Annotated in this window: 20 protein-coding genes; 18 read left to right on the top strand and 2 right to left on the bottom strand. The window is 60.5% G+C overall.

What is annotated here, in order from left to right; all coding sequences use genetic code 11:
• The first annotated feature begins 190 nt into the window (after positions 1–190).
• The 9 genes from menC (at position 191) to hprK (ending at position 12112) form a co-directional block, all read left to right on the top strand.
• Positions 191–1324, top strand: a complete 1134-nt coding sequence (menC, locus tag AMA01_RS10555; RefSeq protein WP_067850749.1) for an o-succinylbenzoate synthase — start codon at positions 191–193, stop codon at positions 1322–1324.
• 169 nt (positions 1325–1493) lie between these two features.
• Entirely contained in the window at positions 1494–2180 is a 687-nt protein-coding gene (gene ftsE, locus AMA01_RS10560; protein ID WP_067850751.1) for a cell division ATP-binding protein FtsE, read from the top strand.
• Positions 2173–3060 (top strand): permease-like cell division protein FtsX, encoded by an 888-nt coding sequence (gene ftsX, locus AMA01_RS10565; RefSeq protein ID WP_269447900.1) that lies wholly within the window; start codon positions 2173–2175, stop codon positions 3058–3060. Before ftsE ends, ftsX begins: the two co-directional genes overlap by 8 nt.
• A gap of 40 nt (positions 3061–3100) precedes the next feature.
• Complete coding sequence (locus tag AMA01_RS10570; protein ID WP_067850755.1) at positions 3101–4390, top strand: PDZ domain-containing protein; 1290 nt, start codon at positions 3101–3103, stop codon at positions 4388–4390.
• A gap of 14 nt (positions 4391–4404) precedes the next feature.
• Entirely contained in the window at positions 4405–5205 is an 801-nt protein-coding gene (locus tag AMA01_RS10575) for a flagellar motor protein (RefSeq protein WP_067850757.1), read from the top strand.
• The gene (locus AMA01_RS10580; protein WP_067850759.1) at positions 5183–5998 is read left to right on the top strand and encodes a flagellar motor protein MotB; all 816 of its coding nucleotides are present in this window, start codon (positions 5183–5185) and stop codon (positions 5996–5998) included. The genes AMA01_RS10575 and AMA01_RS10580 overlap by 23 nt, the downstream gene beginning before the upstream one ends.
• A 252-nt stretch (positions 5999–6250) precedes the next feature.
• Entirely contained in the window at positions 6251–8242 is a 1992-nt protein-coding gene (uvrB, locus tag AMA01_RS10585; RefSeq protein ID WP_082744136.1) for an excinuclease ABC subunit UvrB, read from the top strand.
• Between the two features lie 25 nt (positions 8243–8267).
• Positions 8268–11141 (top strand): excinuclease ABC subunit UvrA, encoded by a 2874-nt coding sequence (gene uvrA, locus AMA01_RS10590; protein WP_067850761.1) that lies wholly within the window; start codon positions 8268–8270, stop codon positions 11139–11141.
• Positions 11142–11164: 23 nt separating this feature from the next.
• On the top strand, positions 11165–12112 hold the full coding sequence (hprK, locus tag AMA01_RS10595) for an HPr(Ser) kinase/phosphatase (RefSeq protein ID WP_067850763.1): 948 nt from the start codon (positions 11165–11167) through the stop codon (positions 12110–12112).
• Positions 12113–12198: 86 nt separating this feature from the next.
• Here the strand turns inward: hprK and argS are convergent, their stop codons facing one another.
• Positions 12199–13899: an arginine--tRNA ligase gene (gene argS / locus AMA01_RS10600; protein WP_082744138.1), complete on the bottom strand. Its 1701-nt coding sequence runs from the start codon at positions 13897–13899 to the stop codon at positions 12199–12201.
• Positions 13900–14090: 191 nt separating this feature from the next.
• Between argS and AMA01_RS10605 the strand changes: the two genes are divergently transcribed.
• The 8 genes from AMA01_RS10605 to AMA01_RS10640 all read left to right on the top strand — a co-directional run bounded on the left by AMA01_RS10605 (position 14091) and on the right by AMA01_RS10640 (position 21178).
• Entirely contained in the window at positions 14091–15848 is a 1758-nt protein-coding gene (locus AMA01_RS10605) for a tetratricopeptide repeat protein (RefSeq protein ID WP_231862926.1), read from the top strand.
• Between the two features lie 224 nt (positions 15849–16072).
• Positions 16073–16594, top strand: a complete 522-nt coding sequence (locus AMA01_RS10610; protein ID WP_269447901.1) for an NUDIX domain-containing protein — start codon at positions 16073–16075, stop codon at positions 16592–16594.
• Positions 16591–17457 (top strand): RNase adapter RapZ, encoded by an 867-nt coding sequence (rapZ, locus tag AMA01_RS10615; RefSeq protein ID WP_067850769.1) that lies wholly within the window; start codon positions 16591–16593, stop codon positions 17455–17457. Before AMA01_RS10610 ends, rapZ begins: the two co-directional genes overlap by 4 nt.
• A 3-nt stretch (positions 17458–17460) precedes the next feature.
• Positions 17461–18627 carry a gluconeogenesis factor YvcK family protein gene (locus AMA01_RS10620; protein WP_067850770.1) on the top strand — a complete coding sequence of 389 codons (1167 nt, stop codon included), beginning with the start codon at positions 17461–17463 and terminating at the stop codon, positions 18625–18627.
• 11 nt (positions 18628–18638) lie between these two features.
• Positions 18639–19628 carry a DNA-binding protein WhiA gene (gene whiA, locus AMA01_RS10625; RefSeq protein WP_067850772.1) on the top strand — a complete coding sequence of 330 codons (990 nt, stop codon included), beginning with the start codon at positions 18639–18641 and terminating at the stop codon, positions 19626–19628.
• A gap of 67 nt (positions 19629–19695) precedes the next feature.
• Positions 19696–19962, top strand: a complete 267-nt coding sequence (locus AMA01_RS10630; RefSeq protein ID WP_195868014.1) for an HPr family phosphocarrier protein — start codon at positions 19696–19698, stop codon at positions 19960–19962.
• 88 nt (positions 19963–20050) lie between these two features.
• Positions 20051–20578, top strand: a complete 528-nt coding sequence (locus tag AMA01_RS10635) for a hypothetical protein (protein ID WP_231862921.1) — start codon at positions 20051–20053, stop codon at positions 20576–20578.
• 84 nt (positions 20579–20662) lie between these two features.
• Complete coding sequence (locus AMA01_RS10640; RefSeq protein WP_067850777.1) at positions 20663–21178, top strand: hypothetical protein; 516 nt, start codon at positions 20663–20665, stop codon at positions 21176–21178.
• 58 nt (positions 21179–21236) lie between these two features.
• Here the strand turns inward: AMA01_RS10640 and AMA01_RS10645 are convergent, their stop codons facing one another.
• The gene (locus tag AMA01_RS10645) at positions 21237–21452 is read right to left on the bottom strand and encodes a hypothetical protein (RefSeq protein WP_067850779.1); all 216 of its coding nucleotides are present in this window, start codon (positions 21450–21452) and stop codon (positions 21237–21239) included.
• A gap of 78 nt (positions 21453–21530) precedes the next feature.
• Here AMA01_RS10645 and mutY point away from each other — a divergent pair, with 78 nt between their 5' ends.
• Positions 21531–22694 (top strand): A/G-specific adenine glycosylase, encoded by a 1164-nt coding sequence (gene mutY / locus AMA01_RS10650; protein WP_231862922.1) that lies wholly within the window; start codon positions 21531–21533, stop codon positions 22692–22694.
• Positions 22695–22720: the final 26 nt, after the last annotated feature.

The following is a 22720-nucleotide window of genomic DNA, read 5'->3' on the forward strand; positions in this document are numbered from 1 at the left end:
TGAACCTCTACAGAGGCATTGTTGTTGTGACAAGTGGTGCTAAGAATGGGCCACGGACGGACACACGACGCGTTGACGTACGCTTGTGTCGTTGCAACATCTCTTGTCTTGAAATATACGTCTACGCTGATTCCAACATGGAATTCTGTTCTGTCTGTGCTTTCCGTGGTGCCACGAGAGAGGGGCCTGTATGCTTCGGACTTGCACTTTGTATCGGTTATCTCTGCCTCTGCGGCTTCCGATGCGTACCGCTCATGGGGATATCCGTGACAAGCAGGCGATTCTTGTCCAACTGAAGGATGACGACGGAATTGAGGGCTGGGCGGAGTGCGTTGCACTCGCCGAGCCAACCTACACAGAGGAGTGCGCCGATAGCGCCTGGACTGTGCTTGTACATCACTTGCTTCCGAGAATGGCGAGATGGCTTCGCGCGGTTGGCGAAGATGTGGATCCTCGGAATGCCTGCGAGGCCTTTCGTGACGTGCGTGGCAACCGCATGAGTGTGGCTGCACTGGAGATGGCCATTTGGGATTGGCAGGCCGCGAGGAAAGGGCAGCCCCTCATCGAACTGCTGGGGGGTGGTCGGGACCGCGTGGACGTGGGTGTGACGCTCGGGATGTCGGAGTCGCTTGATGCGCTCATTCAGTCTGTGGAAACGGCGGTGGAGCAAGGATTCCGCAGGGTGAAACTGAAGATTGAACCGGGCCACGATCTCGCTCCTCTTCAGGCAATCCGACATCGTTATCCCGACCTTGCAATTGCCGCGGACGCGAACGGGAGCTATCGTGCGGAACATGCTCACATCCTCCAACAACTGGATGTGTACAACTTGGAATTCATTGAACAGCCGCTCGCGGAAGATGACTGGTTCGATCTCGCCGAACTACAGGCTACACTGCGGACGCCAATTTGCCTCGACGAAAGTATCCGCTCTGTGAGTGAATTGAGACTTGCTGCGAGGCTTGGAGCGGCCCGGACGCTCAATGTGAAGCCCGGGCGGCTGGGCGGGTTTGCAGCCACGTTGCAGATTTTAGCCGCGGCCCACGAGGCGGGAATTGCCACTTGGGTGGGTGGAATGTACGAAACAGGCGTCGGGCGCTTGCATGGGTTGATGGCGGCGTCGCTGCCATCCATGAATCATGAGACCGATCTCGGCCCAAGCAGTCGGTATTTCGAGCGAGATCTGCTGAAGGAGCCCATTGTTTTTGCCGAGCCCGGCGTCATTCAAGTGCCGCGATGCTGCGGCGTGGCGGACTGGGTTGACCGAGAAGCCGTGCGCCGCTTTTCCACCGCAATCTGGAGCGCCGATCTCAGAACGCTATGAGCCAAGTTCGCATCTTGGACACCATTTGCCAACAGGATTTTTGCTGCTCGGTGTCGAAGTGGGTCAGTATGTGTCGTGGGGGTCAATGTGCGTCGGGGCAAGAAGGTCACAAGAGACGAGAGACAAGCACTTGGTCACTACATCATGGGATGAGGGGTAGATCCGTACAGTGATTGAAATGCAGGACGTCTGGAAGGAGTATCCCAACGGGACCCAGGCCCTGAATGGCATTTCGGTTCACATTCAGAAGGGCGAATTTGTGTATATCGTCGGTCCGAGTGGAGCCGGAAAATCGACCTTCATCAAGCTGATGTACCGCGAGGAGCGACCTACGCGCGGCCACATCTTCATCAACGGATTTAACATTGAGAAGCTGAAGGATCGCAAGATTCCTCTGTTGCGCCGGACCATCGGCGTTGTGTTTCAGGATTTCAAGTTGCTCCCCAAGCTGACGGCGGCTGAAAACGTGGCATTTGCGTTGGAAGTCATCGGCGCGCCCCCCAAGTACATTCGCAAGCGGGTGCGGGAAGTACTTGAACAAGTTGGCTTGGAAGAGAAAATGAGCATGTATCCTCATCAGTTGTCTGGCGGTGAACAGCAGCGGGTGGCCGTCGCGCGGTCGCTTGCAAACAATCCAGCGGTTCTTATCGCGGACGAGCCGACCGGCAACCTAGATCCGGAGACGTCGTGGGACGTCATGCGCCTTTTCCAGCGGATCAACGATCTCGGCACGACCATCGTGATGGCGACACACAACCGAGAGATTGTGAACACCATGCGAAAGCGCGTCATTGCGATTGAGAACGGCGTGATCGTGAGAGACGAGGAGAAAGGGTATTACGGCTATGATGACTAGATGGTTGCGGCACGTACGCGAAGGATTTAAAAATGTCATCAGGAACGGATGGATGTCGTTTGCGGCGTTAAGCGCTGTGATTGTGACACTGGCGGTGCTCGGTTTTTCGCTTATCCTCACCTTCAACGTGGCGCAGATGTCAAACAGCGTCACGGGGCAGCTGGAGTTCAGCGCGTTCTTGAACGTCAACGCGTCCGAACAGCAGGGAGAGCAGGTGGCGCAGGAAATACGCGCGCTTCCTGGGATCGCGTCGGTGCAGATCATCTCCAAGAACGAAGGTCTTCAGCAGATGAAGCAAGAACTTGGCCAGGAATTGAGCGACGTGTTGAACGCGTTCAAGCAAAATCCGCTTCCGATTCAGATTGTGGTCAAACCACAGGATCCGCACCAGATCGACCGGTTGGCCAAAGAGGTGAGCGAGATCCCAGGGGTGGCGGCGGTGCGCGATCCTCACAAGCTCGCGGCCGCCATCTTCCGTACCCTGGCCGTCGTGCGGGACATTGGTATTGTGTTTGTGGTGGGGCTCGTCGTTACGTCTATGTTCCTCATTTCGAACACCATCCGCATGACCATTTTTCACCGGCGCCGGGAGATCGAGATCATGAAGCTGGTCGGCGCCACCAACTGGTTCATTCGATGGCCGTTCATCATCGAGGGCATGATCATCGGGCTCATCGGCAGTGCAATTCCAGTCGTGCTTCTCGTGTATGGCTATCGCTCGCTCTACGTCAAGGCGAAGGGCGTGTTCAGCGGACTGGCATTTCCGCTTGTCCAGGCAGGTCAGATCGAGGTCAAGCTAGCGGTGATCCTGATTGCCATGGGGCTTCTCATCGGCATGTGGGGAGGCGTCATCACCGTCCGGCGCTTTCTGCGCGTGTAAATATGGCTTCACCGCTGGCTAGAGAAAGGGATACGCTTTCATGCATGTGACGGCGAATGGCTGGTGGGCGCTCGTCGGCCTGTTGCTCCTAAGCTTTGTGCTCAATCCTTATCACTACTTGGCGACAGGTTTCGTCATTTGGGACCTGGTGAGAAACGTTCGCCGAGAGCGCATGTGGTTTGGTTTGCGCATCACAAGAATCGGGAAGACGCTCCTCCTTCGCTACGGGCGAGCTGTCGCCGTGGGAGTTGTGGCGAGTGTTGCGCTGCTTGCCGTCGGCGTCCGGGTCACCATCTCTTCGGCGCTGTATGTGTTCGCCGTGTCGATTGTGCTCGGCGTGATCCGATCACGTTTGGCCGCTGCGCCCACCGCCATCTCGATTTCCGTCTTGCTTTCTGCGCTTTTGCGCGCGTATCACGGCTCCGTGCCTGCGGCGATTTTGCCCGTTTGGCGAGCCATCGTGGAGATGCCGCAGGCGGATTGGCTGGCTATCGCCGCCGCCGCGGCGCTGGCCGAGGCTCTGCTGAGCCTGTGGGGGACTCGGGATGCAATCCTTCCGGCTCTTGTGACGTCGCGGCGAGGCCGCCGCATGGGCGCGATGAAACTTCAGTTCGGCTATGTGGTGCCTGTGGCGGTGTGGATTACGCCAGTCGCGCGCCCCGAGTTTGTATTCGTCTCGGGTTGGCATCCCTGGCACGCGCCTTTGGGCCAACCCTTGGAGTGGTTCGCTGTACCATTAGCGCTTGGCTGGCATGCGCTTCTGACCTCGCTGCGCGTGGAGCGCGCGCTGAATCATCTGCGTTGGCTCGACATATTTCGCGGGCTCATTTTGGCCGCGGGTTTTGCGTGCGCCTACCTCTGGCGCTCGCAGGCAGCGCTTTATGCGGCGGGCGCGTCAATCGTTGTGACGGAGCTGTTCCGTATTGTTATACGGCGAATGGATCGGAGCTTGGAGCCTCAGTTTGCCCCGGACAGTCAAGGTGTTCGCGTCCTGTATGTCATCCGTGGTTCGCTTGCAGAACGGCTCGGCATTCGGCCCGGGGAGCTCATCACGCACGTGAACCAAGCACCCGTTCACACGGAGTACGATTTCCACTTCGCGCTGGAACAGAATCCGGCCTATGCCCGCTTTCAAATTGCGGACCATCACGGCGAACCCAGGCTGGTGTCGAGCCCCGTCTTCGAAGGCGAGCGCCACAATCTCGGCCTTATCTTCGTCTTGCCAGGGGAAGAACCAGCTTTTCGGCTGAAGCGCCCGTTCGGCTTTCTTGAGACACTGTACCTGCGCGCGCCGGGCTTGATGAGGCGCGATGACAGATCTCGTTCGTAGAGGGAGGCGTTCCCATGGACCTCGCAACGGTACTCGGATTGCTCCTCGGCATTGGCGGTCTCCTCGGGGGGTATATCCTCGACAAGGGCAACATCGCGGCGCTGATCCAGCCTTCCGCCATGATGATTGTGTTCGGCGGCACGCTCGGCGCCACGATGTTGTCGAGCTCCCTGAAGGTGTTTCTTTCTCTGCCGAAGTACCTGCGAATCGCCTTCTTCGCGCCCAAGCGAGACCCACGCACGCAGATCGACCAGTTGGTCGATCTCGCCGTCATGGCCCGCCGAGAGGGCATTCTGGCGCTGGAGGACCACGTCAACTCGTTCGACGACGCCTTCATGCGCAATGGCGTTCGGCTGATCGTGGACGGGATCGACCCGGAACTGGTCAAGGACATGTTGCAGACGGAGCTCGCGCACATCGAGGAGCGGCACGAGGTCGGGATTGCGATGTTCGAAGCTGCGGGCGGATTCGCCCCGACCATGGGCATCATCGGCACAGTCATGGGGCTCGTGCACGTGCTCGGAAGTCTGAGCGACGTGAGTTCATTGGGACCCGAGATTGCGACGGCGTTCATCGCCACGCTGTACGGCGTCGCGAGCGCAAATATCTTCTGGCTCCCGGTTGCCAACAAGCTGCGGTCGCGATCGCAGGAGGAGATGCTCGAACGCGAGATGACGCTGGAAGGCATCCTGTCCATCCAGGCTGGCGAAAATCCGAACGTTCTGCGGCAGAAGCTGCTCTCGTTCCTGGCGGCGTCCGATCGCGACGAGAAGGAGAAGGCGGGGGTCCAGAGTGGAGCGGCGCAAGAAGCCTAAGCACAAGCAGAACCACGAGCGTTGGTTGGTGACGTATTCCGATCTCATTACGCTTTTGCTCGTGTTCTTCGTCGTGATGTTCGCCATGTCGACCATCGACAAGACTCGGTTTGCGACGCTCGCCGAGTCGCTGTACCAGGCGCTTCATCCAGGCCAGCAGATTCCGCTGAATATGGGGACGACGGCGCTCCTGGAAAGCGGCGACCAGAACAACGGCCAGCAGTTTCCCGACAACCTGCAGAACCCGAACAGTCCTACGAACTCGACGACGCAGAATCAGCAGTCGAACCAGGACCTCACCGACGCGAAGCAGCTCGACATGTTATATCGGGAAATTCAGCAATACATCGCGAACCATCACCTGACGGGCGAAGTGCAGGTAGTGGATGAGGCGCGCGGTGTGCAAATTACGATGCGGGATGTGGCGCTCTTCAACACGGGACAGGCCGTCCTGCTGCCCAAGGCCAAGGCCATCATTCAAGGGCTGATCCCGTTTTTCAAGCAGATATCCAACGACATCGTGGTGGAAGGTTACACGGATACGCAGCCCATCAACACGCCCGTTTACCCGTCCAACTGGGAGCTTTCCGCCGCGCGCGCCATGAGCGTGGTGCGCTTTCTGGCCGATCACGGCATCAACCCCACGCGCCTGGCCGGCATGGGGTACGGACAATACCATCCGGTGGCGTCGAACGCGACACCCGCGGGACGCCAGGCCAATCGCCGCGTGAATATCGTTATCCTGCGCAAGATGTACGCGCCGGGAACTGCCCCGGCCCTCCCTACCAGTTGATGTCCAAAGTCCCCGGTGACGGTGAGAAACTCCGCCTTGCGAACGCGCGCCTGTACAGGCCGAACGCGCGAGAAGAGGCGGGGTTTTCTTTGCACGTGGCGGTGTCCCTTTTTATAATGAACAGGTGATAGCAAACTGACTGCATCGCAACTTGGAAGGGAACGTTTGTTCCCTTTTTCTCGTTCGGTGTGATAGAGTGAAGCTGTGTCCATCTCCGTCCTCGGATGAGTGAACGAGCAAGGAGGGCGTAGCGTGTCCCAATTACCTGGCAAATTTGAGCTCGTGACGGACATGAAGCCTCAGGGAGACCAGCCCCAGGCCATCGAGGCACTCGTCGACGGGTTGTACAGTGGCCTCCGTCACCAGACGTTGCTTGGCGTGACGGGATCGGGCAAGACGTTCACCATGGCCAACATCATTGCGGAGATCAATCGCCCAACGCTCGTCATCGCGCACAACAAGACGCTCGCCGCACAGCTGGCGGCGGAGTTTCGCGCGTTCTTCCCAAACAATGCGGTGGAGTACTTCGTGAGCTACTACGATTATTATCAACCGGAGGCGTACATTCCGTCGACGGATACGTATATCGAGAAGGATGCGAAGATCAACGACGAGATCGACAAACTGCGCCACTCGGCGACGGCCGCCATTTTAGAGCGCAACGACGTGCTTGTGGTGGCAAGTGTATCCGCCATCTACGGCCTCGGCAATCCTGAGGAGTATCGGCACCACGTGCTGTCGCTTCGCGTCGGAGCGCCGATGGAACGCAATCAGGTGCTTCGCAAGCTGGTGGATATGCAATATACGCGCAACGACGTCAACTTTACGAGAGGCACCTTCCGAGTGCGAGGAGACGTCGTCGAAGTCTTCCCGGCGTCGCGCGATGAGAACGCCATTCGCGTCGAATTTTTTGGGGACGAGATCGACCGAATCTCGGAGATCAACGTGCTGACCGGCGAAGTGGTGGCGCGGAGGGCGCATTTCAGCGTGTTTCCAGCGTCGCACTATGTCACATCGCGCGAGCGGTTGGAGAGGGCCATCGAGCGGATCCGAGCGGAGTTGGAGGAACGGCTCTCGGAACTGCGCGCTCAGGGCAAGCTGCTTGAGGCGCAGCGGCTCGAGCAGCGGACCAACTATGACATCGAAATGATGCTCGAGATGGGGTTTTGCTCCGGAATTGAGAACTATTCTCGTCACCTGGAGGGCCGCGAAGCCGGCGAGCCTCCGTACACGCTGCTCGATTACTTCCCGCCGGGCTTCGTCACGTTCATCGACGAGTCGCACGTCACCCTTCCGCAGTTGCGCGGCATGTACAACGGCGACCGGAGCCGCAAGCTGACACTCATTGACCACGGGTTCCGACTGCCTTCTGCGGCAGACAACCGGCCGCTCAAGTTCGAGGAGTTCGAGCGGGCCGTGGGTCAGTGCATTTACGTCAGCGCCACACCAGGGCCTTACGAGCGGCAACATCAGCAGCGCATTGTCGAGCAAATCATCCGCCCGACAGGGCTCGTGGATCCGGAGATCCACGTGCGGCCCATCAAGGGGCAGATTGACGATCTCGTCGGAGAAATTCGCGAGCGCATCCGGCGCGACGAGCGCGTCCTCGTGACCACGCTGACGAAGAAGATGGCGGAGGACCTGACCGATTATCTGAAAGAACTTGGCATCAAGGTCCGCTACCTCCATTCGGACATCAAGACCATCGAGCGCATGGTGATTTTGCGCGATCTCCGGCGCGGCGTGTTCGACGTGCTCGTGGGCATCAATCTCTTGCGAGAGGGGCTGGATCTGCCGGAGGTGTCGCTTGTCGCCATCTTGGACGCGGATAAGGAAGGGTTTCTCCGGTCGCACACGTCGCTCATTCAGACCATCGGCCGTGCGGCGCGCAACGCGAACGGCACGGTCATCATGTACGCCGATACCATCACCGAGTCGATGCGCATCGCCATTGAGGAGACGGAGCGCAGGCGGCAAAAGCAGATTGCGTACAACCGAGAACACGATATCACGCCGCAGACCGTTCGCAAGGCGGTGCGGGACGTAATTGAGTCCACGAAGGTGGCGGAGTCGGAAGAGGACTATGTGGCCGTTGCGGAAAAGGCGCAAACGATGTCGGGCCGCGAGCGCAAGGAGCTCATCGCGAAGTTGGAGCAGGAGATGAAGGCGGCCGCGAAAGCGCTCGACTTCGAGCGCGCCGCAGAGCTTCGGGACATGATCATGGAACTCATGGACGCGTCGTGAGGCGCGAAGGAAGAAGGAAGACGGCATGCCACAGGACTACATTCACGTGCGCGGAGCGCGCGTGCACAATCTGAAAAACCTCGACGTCAAGATTCCGCGCGACAAGTTCGTCGTGATCACCGGCCTCAGCGGATCCGGCAAATCGTCGCTCGCCTTCGACACCATCTACGCCGAGGGACAGCGGCGGTACGTCGAGTCGCTCTCGGCTTACGCCCGCCAGTTCCTGGGCCAGATGGACAAGCCGGACGTCGACGCCATCGACGGTCTGTCGCCGGCGATTTCCATTGACCAAAAGACGACCAGCCGAAATCCTCGATCGACGGTTGGCACGGTGACCGAGATCTACGACTATCTCCGGCTCCTGTTCGCGCGGGTGGGGCAGCCCTTCTGCCCCCATTGCGGCATTCCGATTCAGTCCCAGACCATCGAGCAGATGGTCGATCGCGTCCTCCAATTGCCCGAGCGCACCAGGCTCCAGGTGCTGGCGCCGGTGGTCCGAGGGCGCAAGGGCGAGCATCAGCGGGTATTCGAGCAGATGCGGAAGCAGGGCTTCGTCCGGGTGCGCGTCGACGGCGAAGTGCGCGATCTCGACGAGGACATCCAGCTCGAGAAGAATCGCAAGCACACCATCGAGGTGGTCGTCGACCGCCTCGTCGTGCGCGATGACATCGCGAGCCGGTTGGCGGATTCGCTGGAGACGGCACTCGCCCTGTCCGGCGGCATTGTCGTGATCGACGTCATCGACGGCGAGGAAATGCTGTTCAGTCAGAACGCCGCATGCCCGCACTGCGGTTTTCAGGTGGACGAGTTGGCGCCGCGCATGTTCTCGTTCAACAGCCCTTTTGGCGCCTGCGAGACGTGCACAGGCCTCGGTGTCAACCTGGAAGTGGACGAGCAGCTCGTCATCCCAAATCCGTCGCTGACCATCGAAGAAGGCGCCATCGCGCCCTGGAGCGGATCGTTCTCGAATTACTACCCGGAACTGCTGCGAGCGGCGTGCAGGGCGTTCGGCATCCCGACGGACGTGCCGGTGGCGGAGTTGCCGGATGAGGCCGTACAGCTTCTGCTGCGCGGAAATGGCGAGTCGGTTCGATTCTCGTATGAGAACGATTTTGGCCAGCACAAGACGGCCCACATTCCGTTCGAAGGCGTGATTCCCAATCTGGAACGCCGATACCGCGAGTCGACGTCCGAGTCCATCCGCGAATTCATCGAGTCTTTCATGAGCGCGAAGCCGTGCCCCGCTTGCCACGGTCGGCGTCTCAAGCCGCAGAGCCTGGCCGTCCGCGTGGGCGGGAAAAACATCGCCGAAGTCACGGAGATGACGGTCGGCGAGGCGCTCGAGTTTTTCCGGGGGCTCGAGCTTTCCGAGAAGGAGATGCACATCGCTCGCCAGATTTTGAAAGAGATTGAGAGCAGGCTCGGATTTTTGCGGGATGTGGGCCTCGATTACCTGACCCTGGCGAGATCGGCTGGTACGCTGTCGGGCGGGGAGGCGCAGCGGATCCGGCTCGCGACGCAGCTCGGCTCTTCGCTCATGGGCGTGCTGTACATCCTCGACGAGCCGAGCATCGGCCTCCACCAGCGGGACAACGAGCGCCTCATCCGCACGCTCGAGCACATGCGCGATCTCGGCAACACGCTGATCGTGGTGGAGCACGACGAGGACACCATGCTCGCCGCGAATCACATCATCGACATGGGCCCGGGCGCGGGCATTCACGGCGGCGAGGTGGTGGCGCAGGGGACGCCGGCCGAGATCATGGAAAATCCCGCTTCGCTCACGGGGCAATATCTGTCCGGGCGGCGGTTCATTCCCGTTCCAGAGGAGCGGCGAAAGCCGGACGGTCGCTGGCTGGAGGTGCGCGGCGCGCGCGAGAACAATCTGAAGAACATCGACGTCCGCATTCCCATCGGGCTCTTCACGTGCGTCACGGGCGTCTCCGGTTCGGGCAAGTCCACGCTGGTGAATGAGATCGTCCACAAGGCGCTGGCGCGTGACCTGAACCGCGCGCGCGTCAAGCCGGGCCATCACGACGTCATCTTAGGGCTCGAGTACCTGGACAAGGTGGTCGATATCGATCAGTCGCCGATTGGGCGCACGCCGCGATCGAACCCAGCTACGTACACGGGCGTGTTCGACGACATCCGCGACTTGTTTGCCGCGACGAACGAGGCGAAGATGCGCGGCTACAAGAAAGGGCGCTTCTCATTCAACGTGCGCGGCGGACGGTGCGAGGCGTGCAAGGGCGACGGGATCATCAAAATTGAAATGCATTTCCTTCCCGATGTATACGTGCCCTGCGAGGTGTGTAAGGGCAAGCGGTACAACCGCGAGACGCTCGAGGTCACCTTCAAGGGCAAGAATATCGCGGATGTGCTCGACATGACGGTGGAGGATGCGTGCTCTTTCTTCGAAAATATTCCGCGGATCCGGCGCCGCTTGCAGACGTTGGTGGACGTAGGGCTCGGTTACATCAAGCTCGGCCAGCCGGCGACGACGCTCTCGGGCGGCGAGGCGCAGCGCGTGAAACTGGCGTCCGAGCTGCATCGCCGGTCGAACGGGCGCACGCTGTATATTCTGGACGAGCCCACGACGGGGCTGCACGTGGCGGACATCGAGCGGCTCTTGACGGTCCTTCACCGCCTGGTCGAGAATGGGGATACGGTGCTCGTGATTGAGCACAACCTGGACGTCATCAAGACGGCGGACTATCTCATCGATCTCGGCCCGGAGGGTGGCAGCCGCGGAGGCCAGGTCGTGGCGGCCGGCGCGCCTGAAGACATTTGCCGCAACTCCCAGTCGCACACCGGGCGGTTCCTCGGGCCCATCCTGGAGCGGGATCGCGCTCGGATGGCCGCACGGCGGGCGTTGGATCTGGAAGCGGCCCGCGACTGAGCGCCGGGAAGGGAGGATGGGCCGTGTCGAATCCGCGAGGAGTCAGCGTCAGGCAGCTCGTTCGCGATCTCGATTTGCACGTGTTCAACGAGGACGCGGATCTGGATCGCATGATTTACACGCGCGACATCAATCGCCCAGGGCTGGCGCTGGCCGGCTACCTTCGCTATCACCCGGCGGAACGCGTTCAGATCTTGGGACGAACGGAATTGTCGTTTTTGCGCGGTCTGAACGAGAAGGAACGGGCACTGCGCGCGTTTGCCTTCTGCTCGTATCAGCAGACGCCGTGTATCATCATCACGCGTGGCGACTCGCCACCGCCGATGTTGTTGGACGAGGCGGCTTCGCGCCGCATCCCCGTGCTCGGCACGACCATGGTGACGACGCGCCTGACCGCGCGCATCTCCAACTACCTTGAGGACAAGCTGGCCCCGGAGACGCTGCAGCACGGCGTGTTGGTCGACGTGTACGGCATCGGGATGCTCATCATCGGCTCGAGCGGGATTGGCAAAAGCGAGACGGGGCTTGAGCTCATCAAACGAGGGCACCGGCTTGTGGCGGACGACGCGGTGGTCATCCGGCAGATCTCCGACGATTACCTTGTCGGCAGCGCGCCGCCCTTGTTGCAGAACCTCATCGAAATCCGCGGCCTGGGGGTCCTGAACGCCATGACACTGTTTGGCGCAGGGGCCGTGCGGACGCACAAGCGCATCTCGATGGTGGTGCACCTTGAGGCTTGGCGAGATAACCACGCGTACGACCGCCTCGGGATCGAGACGGAGACCATGAAGATCCTGGACATCGAGCTGCCGAAGGTGACGGTGCCCGTGCGGCCCGGTCGTAACCTCGCGGTCATCGTGGAGGTGGCGGCGATGAACTTCCGCCTCAAGGGCATGGGGCTCGACGCGGCGAAGCAGTTTGCGGCGGAGCTGGAGCAGATGATCTCGTCACAGTCCGAGGGAAACACCTGAGCGGCGCGACGGACCGCACGGTCGGCCAACCCGTCCGCGGTGCGTGCACGGTGCAAAGCAAAAGCGGCGGACATCTCCGCCGCTTTTCACATTTCCTCTGGTGCTTCGATGCCAAGAAGATAGAGGGATTTCGCGAGCGCATCGCGCACCGCCCGCGTGAGCGCGAGTCTCGATCTGCGCGCTGGCTCGTCTGCCTGCAGGATAGGGTGGTCGTGATAAAAGCGATTGAACGCGTGACAAAGCTGCAGAGCGTAACGGGCGATCACGGACGGATCGTACGTATCAACCGCGCGCTCCAAGGACTCGTTGGCCTGCGCGAGAAGGAAAATGAGCGCCCACTCCGCGTCATCCGGCGCATAGCTTGGGTCCCACGCGACCTGGTCCGCCTCCGCCTTGCGCAGTACGCTCGACGCGCGGGCATGGGTGTACTGCACGTACGGGCCGGTCTCGCCGTCGAAATTGAGCACGTCCTCGTACCGAAAATCCACTTCATGAACTCGGTACGTCTTGAGATCGTTGAAGATCACAGCGCCCACGCCGACCTGGCGGGCGATGGCTTCCTTGTCTTCGAGCCCAGGATTTTTCTCGTCAATGATGGCGCGCGCTTCCTCGATGGCCTTCTGCAGGACGTCTTCGAGGTAGACCACGTGCCCGCGCCGGGTCGAAAGGCGCTGACCGTTGAATTTCATCAGCCCAAATTGGACATGCACGCAGTTCTTCGCGTAGTCCCGCCCCATGAGTTCGAGCACCTTGAACACCTGCTCAAAGTGCAACTTTTGCTCCGCGCCCACGACATACAGGAGCGTGTCTGCGCCAAACGCGTGATGCCGATAGTCAGCCGCGGCGAGATCGCGCGTGGCGTAGATGGACGTGCCATCCGACTTGACGATGATGCAGGGCGGCATGTCGTACTTGGACAAATCCACCACTTCCGCACCCTGGTCTTCCATCAACAGCCCCTTGGCGCGCAACTCCTGCACAATGGCGTCCATCTTATCGTTGTAAAAGCTCTCGCCGATGTAATGCTCGAACTCCACGCCCAGGAGGTCGTAGACCTGCTTAAACGCGCGCAGGCTCTCGTCGATGAACCATCGCCACAGGCGTGTCGCCTCCGGATCGCCATCTTCCAGCTTTTTGAACCAGAGGCGTCCCTCGTCTTCGAGCTCGGGCGACGACTCCGCCTCCTGATGAAACCGGACGTACAGGCGGAACAGCTCCTTGACCGGATCCCTGCGCACCTCATCCTCGCTGCCCCACTTGAGATAGGCCGCAATCACCTTGCCAAACTGCGTGCCCCAATCTCCCAGGTGGTTGACGCCCTCCACCTTCCAACCGTCCTCGCGCATCATGCGCTTAAGCGCGTGGCCGATGATGGTGGAGCGCAGATGCCCGACGCCAAATGGCTTCGCGATATTGGGTGACGAGTAGTCGATCACGGCTGTCCGACCGCGTCCCCGTTCCTGTGAAAACAGGTCATGCACCGAGGCGATAGCCTGTCCCACCACGCGCTCCGCGAACGGGGCCCGCGCCAGCCGGATGTTCAAAAAGCCCTTCTCGGCCTGCGCGCTCTCCACGCCATCGACTTGCCGGACGCGATCCGCCAAATCCTGCGCGATTTGCACTGGATTTTTGCGCATCTCCCGCGCGAACTGGAAGCAGGGCAGCGCGAGATCGCCAAGCGCCGGGTTTGGCGGATACTCCAGCATGCGGGCGATCTCGTCCGTCGGCCGCACGACGACCTCTGCAATCGCATGTGCGATGGCACGTTTGATCGATTTCACGTTCATCCCCCTGTACAGTCCTCGAAAAGCGTCTATTCATTATAGCATGTACAAATTTCTTGAGGAACTTCGCCATTTTTGGCCCGCTGTGCTATACTTTTTCCACCAGTTGCGAGCGCGACAAGCGCGTATGCTCGACGACCCTCGAGTGCGTGTGCCGTTGGAAGATGCAAAGGGAGGCGCTGCACAAGGTGCAAATGGACAAACGTCGCCATCGCTACAGCCAGATGGACCGACCCGAGAACGTGATCGCGATGAAGCAGGACGCGTCCTACTTTTTTGAGCGCGGCATGCGCTTTCTGCAGCGGAATGATCTGGCGCGCGCGGTGAAAGCGTTCCAGAGGACAGTCGAGTACGAACCAGACAATCCGGTCAATTACTGCAATCTTGCGGGTGTGCTCGCGGAACTCGGTGACTTTGAAGCGTCGAACGAGTTATTGCACTACGTGCTTGAACATATGGATCCGCACATGTCGGAATGCTGGTTTTACCTTGCCAACAACTACGCCAATCTCGGTGACTACGACGCGGCTGAAGAGCATCTCCTCCGCTACCTGGATCATGATCCGGATGGCGAATACGCCGCTGAGGCCGAGGAGATGCTCTCCATTCTCATCGACGAGTTTGGCGGCGGCAAGGCGATCGAGCGCAGAAGGCGCGAGGAAGCGCGCGCGGAAACGATGCAGGCCATTCAGGACGGGCGCTACTTTCTCGAAAACGGGCAGTTCGAGGTCGCTGTGGAGTGGCTGGAGCAGGTGGTGGAGGCTGATCCATCTCACATCGCGGCGCGCAACAATCTGAGCCTGGCGTATTATTACACCGGTCAGTACGAGAAGGCGCTTGCGATGGCGGAGAGCGTGCTCGATCGCCAGCCGGACAATCTCCATGCGCTTTGCAACCGAGCGATATTGTTGCAACATTTCGGAGATGAAGCGCGGCTCGCGCGAGCGGTGGAGCCGCTCCTCAAGGTCATCCCGCTTCATCCGGACATCGCGTTGAAAGTCGCCATCACGCTCGGGTTTGTCGGCCGCCACGCGGATGCGCTCTTGGCCTTTCGCCGCCTGGCTCGTCTCGTACCGCCGGATCACCCGATGTTGTTGCACGGGTTGGCCGCGGCGCACGCCAACCTGGGCAACCTGCGCGCTGCGGAATCCCTGTGGAGGCAGTTGGTGCGGCTCGAGGACTGCGCGCGCGTCGCGGACTATCACCTCGAGCGGGTGCGGCAAGCGCGGGCGGCGGGTCTTCTCACCGTGAGCGCTGGTTACCAGCTCGACATTCCCGTCGAGATGCAACTCGCCGAAGTCCGAGATCGTCTGCAGACGTCGTCTCCTGACGAATGGAAGCGGGATCCTCTGCTTCGGGCTTCCCTGTACTGGAGTTTGCGCCATGGCAACCGTGAGGTGCGCCAGCGCGTCATTCGCGCGCTCGCGGTGGTCGGGGACAATGACGCCGAACAGGCGCTCAAGTCGTTTTTGGCTCGGTCCGATATTGACGCGTCGCTTCAGGAGCAGACTCTCGTGGCACTCAAGCGGATGGGTGCGAAGGGCGCTGTCCGGATTTGGCGCGCCAACGGGTCCACGGAAATTCGCCTCGAGGATGTCCGCAAAGACATCATTCTCGACCTTCAGCCTCAGTGGCGTGAGGTCTGGGACCTGGCGGAGACGTGGCTCATGGCTCGCGGTCTGCGAGATCTCGTGGGCCAGGCGCGCAGGTTTTGGCTGACGTACTTGTACGACGAGCTGTTCCTCGATCTGAAAAAGCGCATCGTGAAACCCGAGACCTGGGCATCCGGGCTTCTGTACGTCGTATTGCGCTATGCGAGCGTGCCCGTCGTGCAGCGCGATCTCGCCGCGCAATTCAACGTCTCCGCATCGTCGCTCAGCAAGTGCAGCTCGCGCTTGGAACAGGTCGTTCTGCGCGCGGGGTGGCATGCCCGGCGCAGCCGAGAGGAATGAGCAGCGTCGGAAAATGTTCGGCGGTCATCAAAATTTCACGAGGATGTAACACGGTTGAAACATGCGCGGTCTACTCTATAGACGTAGCACATTTGACCCCCTTTTGATATAGAGGTTCTTGGGCACTCGGATTCCGAGTGCCACTTTTTTGTGTCGACCGCATCCCTGGTATACTTTTGACGGAGCATGCTATGCTGTTCACAAATGGGGTGGGCGCCTTGCAGGTGATCGTCAACTGCTATGCACCGTTTGACGGCGGGTTCGTGATGTTGCGCAAACCGCGCCGCGGATGGTGGTACCTGCCGGGCGGCAAGGTCGAACCAGGAGAATCGTGGAGACTCGCAGCCATGCGCGAGTTCGCGGAGGAAACGGGCCTCGAACTCGACGACGCGGACCTTCGCGGGGTGTACGAGATCCACATCGCCGCAGGGCCTGATGAAGGCGAGAAACGGCGTATCATCGCACAGTTCTTCGGCCGAGGCGCCTCGGGGAGTCTCCATACCGTCCATCGAGAGGGCACGCTCGCTGTCGTCACGAAGATGGAACTTTCGAGCCTGCCCATGGACGAAGGAGATCGCATCATGCTTCTGCACGCCATCGCCGCCGAGGAGCGCGGGGATGACCGAGTGTTCTTTGGCAGCTTCTCTTATGACGCGGAGCATCGCCTGCTTCGCTATGAGATGGATCCCGACGGCTATCCGCTGGAGCCGCTGTTTGCGCGCAGCCAAGAGGGGGATGTGCTGTGACCAATCGCTTGCAGGCGATCGTGCTGACCGGGATGTCAGGTGCGGGCAAGTCCACCGCGATGCAGGCGTTCGAAGACTTTGGCTTTTTCTGTGTCGATAATTTGCCGCCTGCGCTCATGCCGCGCCTCATCGATATGGCCGAGCACGCGTCGGGCAAGCTCAGCAAGATGGCGTTTGGCTGTGACTTGCGCGGAGGAGAACTCTTCGAACCGCTGCTGATGACCGTTCAGGAGATCCGAGATCGCAAAGACGTCACGGTCACGCTCGTGTTTCTTGACGCAGACGACGCGACGCTCGTGCGGCGGTACAAGGCTTCTCGCCGCCGCCATCCGCTTTCGATGGGCGGCAGGTTGCTCGAGAGCATCCAGGCTGAGCGCCAGAAGCTCGCGGGCGTTCGGCAGGCGGCCGACGTCGTGATCGACACATCTAACCTGTCCGCCAATCAACTGAAGCAGGAACTGAGTCGCCGGTTTGTCGAACACGCCGTGCGCCTGCCGGTACACGTCGTGTCGTTCGGGTTCAAGTTCGGCGTGCCCCTCGATGCGGATATGGTGTTCGACGTGCGTTTCTTGCCCAATCCTCACTATATCGACCATCTTCGTCCCTACACCGGGGAAGATGAACCGGTGTACAACTACGTGATGCAGTGGCCGCAGACGCAGTCATTTCTACAGAAGGCGGAAGAGATGCTCGATTTTCTGATCCCGGAGTTTCAGCGGGAAGGAAAGAGCCATCTCGTCATCGGCGTGGGCTGCACAGGCGGTAAGCATCGTTCCGTGGCGGTCGCCAAGCACATTGCGGCGCATCTGCGGGATATTGCCGTCGTCGATCTGACGCACCGGGACTTCAGGCGGGAGGATTAGCCCATGCGACAGTGGTGGTTGCTCGCGTGGACCATCGCCTGTTTCGGCATGGGCCTTTTGACGGGCGTTTTGCGGCTGTCGCGCTGGCCGCACGCTGCCGAGATCGGCGTCGCGGTCGTGCTCGCGGCGGTGGTGCTGCTTGCGTTCGGCTGGTGGTCCGACATTCGGCGCCAGCGGCGCATCCAAAAGTGGCGAGAGCGCAGGCTGAAGATTGTGTGCATCGGCGGGGGGACCGGACTGTCGACCATTCTGCGCGGCCTCAAGGAGTACGACGTCGATCTCACCGCCGTTGTGACCGTGGCGGACGACGGCGGGAGTTCCGGTCGACTGCGGCATGACTTCGCCATGCCGCCGCCCGGGGACATCCGCAACTGCCTGGTCGCCCTGGCGGACACGGAGCCGTTGCTGGAGCGCCTCCTGCAGTTTCGCTTTCCCGCGGGTGAAGGACTCGAAGGTCATAGCTTTGGCAACCTGTTCCTTGCGGCGATGACGCACATCATGGGTGACTTTGAGTCGGCGATTCGCGAGACGAGCCGCGTGCTGGCGGTTCGCGGGAAGGTTTTGCCAGCCGTGCGCGAGGACGTTCGCCTTCGCGCGTACCTAGAAGATGGGCGCGTGGTCGAGGGAGAATCAAGAATTCCGGAGGCCGCCGGGCGGATCGAGCGCCTTGAACTCGTGCCGCCGAACCTCGAACCCCTGCCGGACGTCCTTTCGGCCATCGAGTCGGCGGACGCGATCGTCGTGGGGCCAGGCAGTTTGTACACAAGCGTATTGCCAAACCTGCTGGTGCCTGGTATTGCGGATGCCATCGCGTCGAGCCGAGCCTGTAAGATTTACATATGCAATGTCATGACCCAGCGCGGGGAGACCGACGACCTGTCGGCCTCGAGTCACGTGCGCGCGATTTATCGCCATGTGGAGCACCGGCTGTTCAATTACGTGCTCGTGAACGCGGCCCCGTTGCCCGAGGAGGCTCTACGGCGCTATCAGGAGCAGATGAGTTATCCGGTACGGGTGGACATGGAGGAACTGCACAAGCTCGGGCTCAAGGTCATCGCCCGCGACTTCATTCACTACGCGACTTACGCCCGTCACGATAGCCGGAAGGTAGCCGAGCAGATTGTGAGCCTCCTGGGCTATGAGCGGGATGCAAAGCGCCCGACGAGATAGGAGAGGTTACGATGTCGTTTGCCGCGGAGACCAAAAAGGAATTGACGCAGATCGCCTCGGATCCCGCGGCAACTCGGTACGAGCTCATGGCGGTGTTCGCCTTGAGTGCGTCGTTTCGCCCGAAGGAGGGCGGGGGCGCGCTCGTCATTGAAACCGAGAACGTAGCCACGGCCAGGCGCGTCTACACGTCCATCAAGCAGCTGTTGGGTATTCGTCCGGAGGTCGTGGTGCGGCGGAAGATGCGACTCAAGAAGAATCACGTGTATACCCTGCGGTTGAGCCGTGCGCAGGCCGAGCAGGCGTTGGCGGAGCTCGGATACGGCGGCGAAATGGCGGACGGGCCTTTGGCTGCCGCATGGGCGCTGCCGCGTAAGGATGACGCCCGGCGCGCGTTCCTCCGCGGGGCATTTCTCGCTGGCGGCTCTGTGAACGCGCCGGGGAGCTCGTCCTATCACCTGGAAGTTTACGCGCATTCCCTCGATCTCGCCGAATGGCTGATGCGATTGATGAACCATTTCGGCCTGAACGCACGTGTGGCGGGCCGAAAAAAGGGGTACATCGTTTATATCAAAGAGGTCGAAAAGATCGTGGAGTTCTTGAGCGTGATTGGCGCGGTGCGGGCGCTGCTCCAGTTCGAGGACCGGCGGATCGTGAAGGGGATGCGAAATCAGGTGAATCGACTGGTGAACTGCGAAACGGCCAACATGAATAAAACCATCTCGGCAGCCATCCGGCAACTGGAACACATTCGCCGGATCGAGCATACCATAGGCCTGGAGAGCCTGCCGGAGCACCTGCGCGAGGCCGCGTTGTTGCGACTTCAGTATCCGGAGTCAAACTTGCAGGAGCTGAGCGCGGCCATTGGGGGGCGGGTGTCGAAGTCGGGGCTGAACCACCGGTTTCGCAAGCTGGAGGAGATCGCGGATCGGCTGCGAGATCGTTCAGGAAATGGTCACGCGGCTGTCGATAAATCGTCAGAAATGACCCATAAAGAGCCGTGAAACCGCTATCTTTCAGGGTGCGTGGAGTGGTATACTCAAGATCAATCCTGAGGACTTGGTGATGAGAATGTTTGAGAAAGAGACGATTGTCCGCTTGCGCGGCGGTTTGTTTGCTCGCGCGGCCGCCAAGTTCGTTCAAGAGGCGACGCGTTTCAAGTCAGAAGTGTTCGTGGAGAGGGACGGCAAGGCGGCGAACGCCAAGAGCATTATGGGTGTCATGAGCCTGGCCATCCCGCCCGGTGAGCGCGTTGTCATTCGGGCGAGCGGCACAGATGAGCAGGCGGCTGTTCAGCAGTTGACAAAGCTCGTCGAATCCGAAGAATTGTTCGTTTGACGCCGCGTGTCCGCACTCGTTCTCTCCGTCCGTTCCGGTTCATAGAATCCACCCAGGAGAACCGGAGGTGTGGCGGATGGCGAGGAGGATGCGTCTCGGAAACCGGCGGCGGGCGCCTGTATGGCTGATGATTGCCGCAGGCCTGGCGCTTTTCCTCACAGTTTACGAAGGCTACCGCTTGATCATGCCCTTCGTTGCGAGAGATCCCCTGTATCATGAGGTCAACTTCGGCCAGCGCGTGATCGACGACTGGCAATACGAAGGCGAAAATGAAGAGGGCTATCTCCTCTTCTACAACCCCATAAATGGCGACCGCGCCATGCTGCCGCCTCAGAGTCGGCTGTTTGGTGCAGACGGCAAGTGGGTCGTCATTGAACATGCGGACGCGGCCTCGCTGACGTACGCCGAGCCTCTGGAGGCTGCCCCGTGGTACGTGTACTTTCTGCTGTTGGCGGCCTTCGGCGTTGGCGCGTGGTGGGCTGTCAAGCGCGCCCGGGTTGTGCGGGGCAAGCGAATGCGCATCCGCTCGTCCCGCAGCCGTGGCTCCGTTGCGCCTGCAGCCGGGCGGCATGCAAGGCGGAGATTCAAGCCGCGCCGCGGACCGCGGCCGTCGTGACGCCCTTCCTTGGCTTTGTGATTTACGCAACTCATGGTAGTCTATATGGAAAGCGGATCTTATGGACAGGCAGGAGGGGCGTTCGTGGCGCTACGAGAAGGCCGCGTTCAACAAATTCACAAGCGCGAAGAACGCGGAATCGACCGCTCGAATGAGCCTTTCGTGATTGAAAAGCTCGTTCGCAGACCAGGGTTGGTGGTCGTGCAGCGCCCCGCATTCGAACAGGGATACACGAATCACCTGCGCGAGATCTATCCGCAGTGGGGGATTGCCGTCAGCACGTGTATGGACAAGGGCGTACCGGTAAAGCATCCCCGCTTGCGCTTTGACCATTACGTGGATCTCGTCAAGGTGTGGGAAGATCAGGAATGCATTTACGTGGAAGACATGTACGTGGATGTCCTGTTGTACGAGCGGTCGTACTACCACGTCATTGACCTTGAGGAGTTCGGCCAAGCCATTTTCTCAAGGCAAATGAGCCTGGCGGAGGCGAGGCGCGTGCTCGACAACACGCAGCGATTCGTGGACAGTTTCAAGCGCAGCCGTCTGTCGTACCAGGTCTGGAAACACAAATACGGCGTCCATCGGCGTTATCCGTAGCGTCATTGCGGGGCGACTTCGAACAGGCCCGCGTCCCCGTGGGGCGCGGGCCGCAGTTCTATTCGCGGATTTCGTCCATCATTTGTTGGGCAAGCTCCTGTGCGCCGCTCGGCATCGAAGATTTGTTCTGCATCTGGCGCACGGCCTCCCAGGCCGCAATGCCCACGCTTGCGCCGATGAGAAGGGCTGTCATGGTCCCCATTCCGTGATCTCGCCGCCGCCAGTTCATTCTGCCTCGCGCCATCCCGCTCATCGCGTTCATCATGTTCCACATAGCCAGCCACCTCCCCATGCGTATTGTTCTCTTTGGCGGCGGACGGTATGAGGTGAACGCGTTCCAGGGGAGGCGCGATTGGGAAGGAGCGTCATCGACATCGTGCAAGAAAGCTTGGCGGCATTCGCACATACACTAGAAGCGTGGTACGCCCAGTCGAGTCGTGATCTTCCCTGGCGCCACACGGGCGATCCGTATGCCATTTTGGTCAGCGAAACCATGCTTCAGCAGACGCGCGTCGAGACGGTCATCCCGTATTATCTCCGGTTCATGGAGCGCTTTCGCACGCCGCGCCATCTCGCGGATGCCGAGATGGACGACGTGCTCAAGATGTGGGAAGGCCTGGGGTATTACCGCCGCGCCCGCAACCTCAAGGCGGCGATGGAGGTGGTGCGAGATCGCCACGCAGGGCGGATTCCGGATGAACCCGACGAGCTCAAAGCCCTTCCGGGTATCGGGCCGTACACGCTTGGGGCGGTCTTGAGCATCGCCTTCAACCAGCCCCATCCGGCGGTGGATGGAAACGTGCTACGCGTGATGTCCCGGTACCGCGGCATCGAAGAACCGGTCGATTTGCCGACGGTCAAGCGCCGGATCGAACAGGAAGTCGCCGAAGCGTTGAGGCACGGCACACCGCGGGTTCTCACGCAGGCCATCATGGAACTGGGGGCGCTTGTGTGCGTTCCCAACAGGCCGCATTGCGATGTATGCCCTCTGGCCGAAAGTTGCGCTGCGCGAGATCGCGGCCTGGCGCACACATTGCCCAACCGCCTCCCGAAGCGCGCACGCCGCAGGCAGACGGTGGTGGCACTTTGGATCACGCGGGGAGACTCGTTCTGGGCCGAGCGGCGGCCTGACGGAGGTCTTCTCGGCGGAATGTGGCAGTTGCCCGCCGTGGAGCTCGATGAGCCGTCCGCTTCCTTGGAATCGCACGCGCGATCTCGCCTGGCGGAGCTTTGCCTTGGGCATGGACAAGGCGAAGCGGTTCGGGAATTCCAGCCCGTTCACTTCGAGCGCGTGTGCGAAGCGTCGCATGGGTTCACGCACTTGGACTGGACGGTTGTCGTGTTTGCGCCGGTCGGGTATGATCAAACTGAAGGCCAGCGTTTGGAGCTTCATCCGAGCCATGAAGGGGCGTGGGTGAGTTTCGAGGAGATTTCGAACTTCGTGTGGCCTAAAGTATATCAGGACGTTGTGCGCCAATTGATCGCGCGAAATGCTAAGCAGTTAACGTTGTTTTAATGCGACAGTTGCATCCCACTGGAGGT

The sequence above is a fragment of the Alicyclobacillus mali NBRC 102425 genome, assembly GCF_001570745.1.
In the GTDB taxonomy this organism is placed as follows: Bacteria; Bacillota; Bacilli; order Alicyclobacillales; family Alicyclobacillaceae; genus Alicyclobacillus; species Alicyclobacillus mali.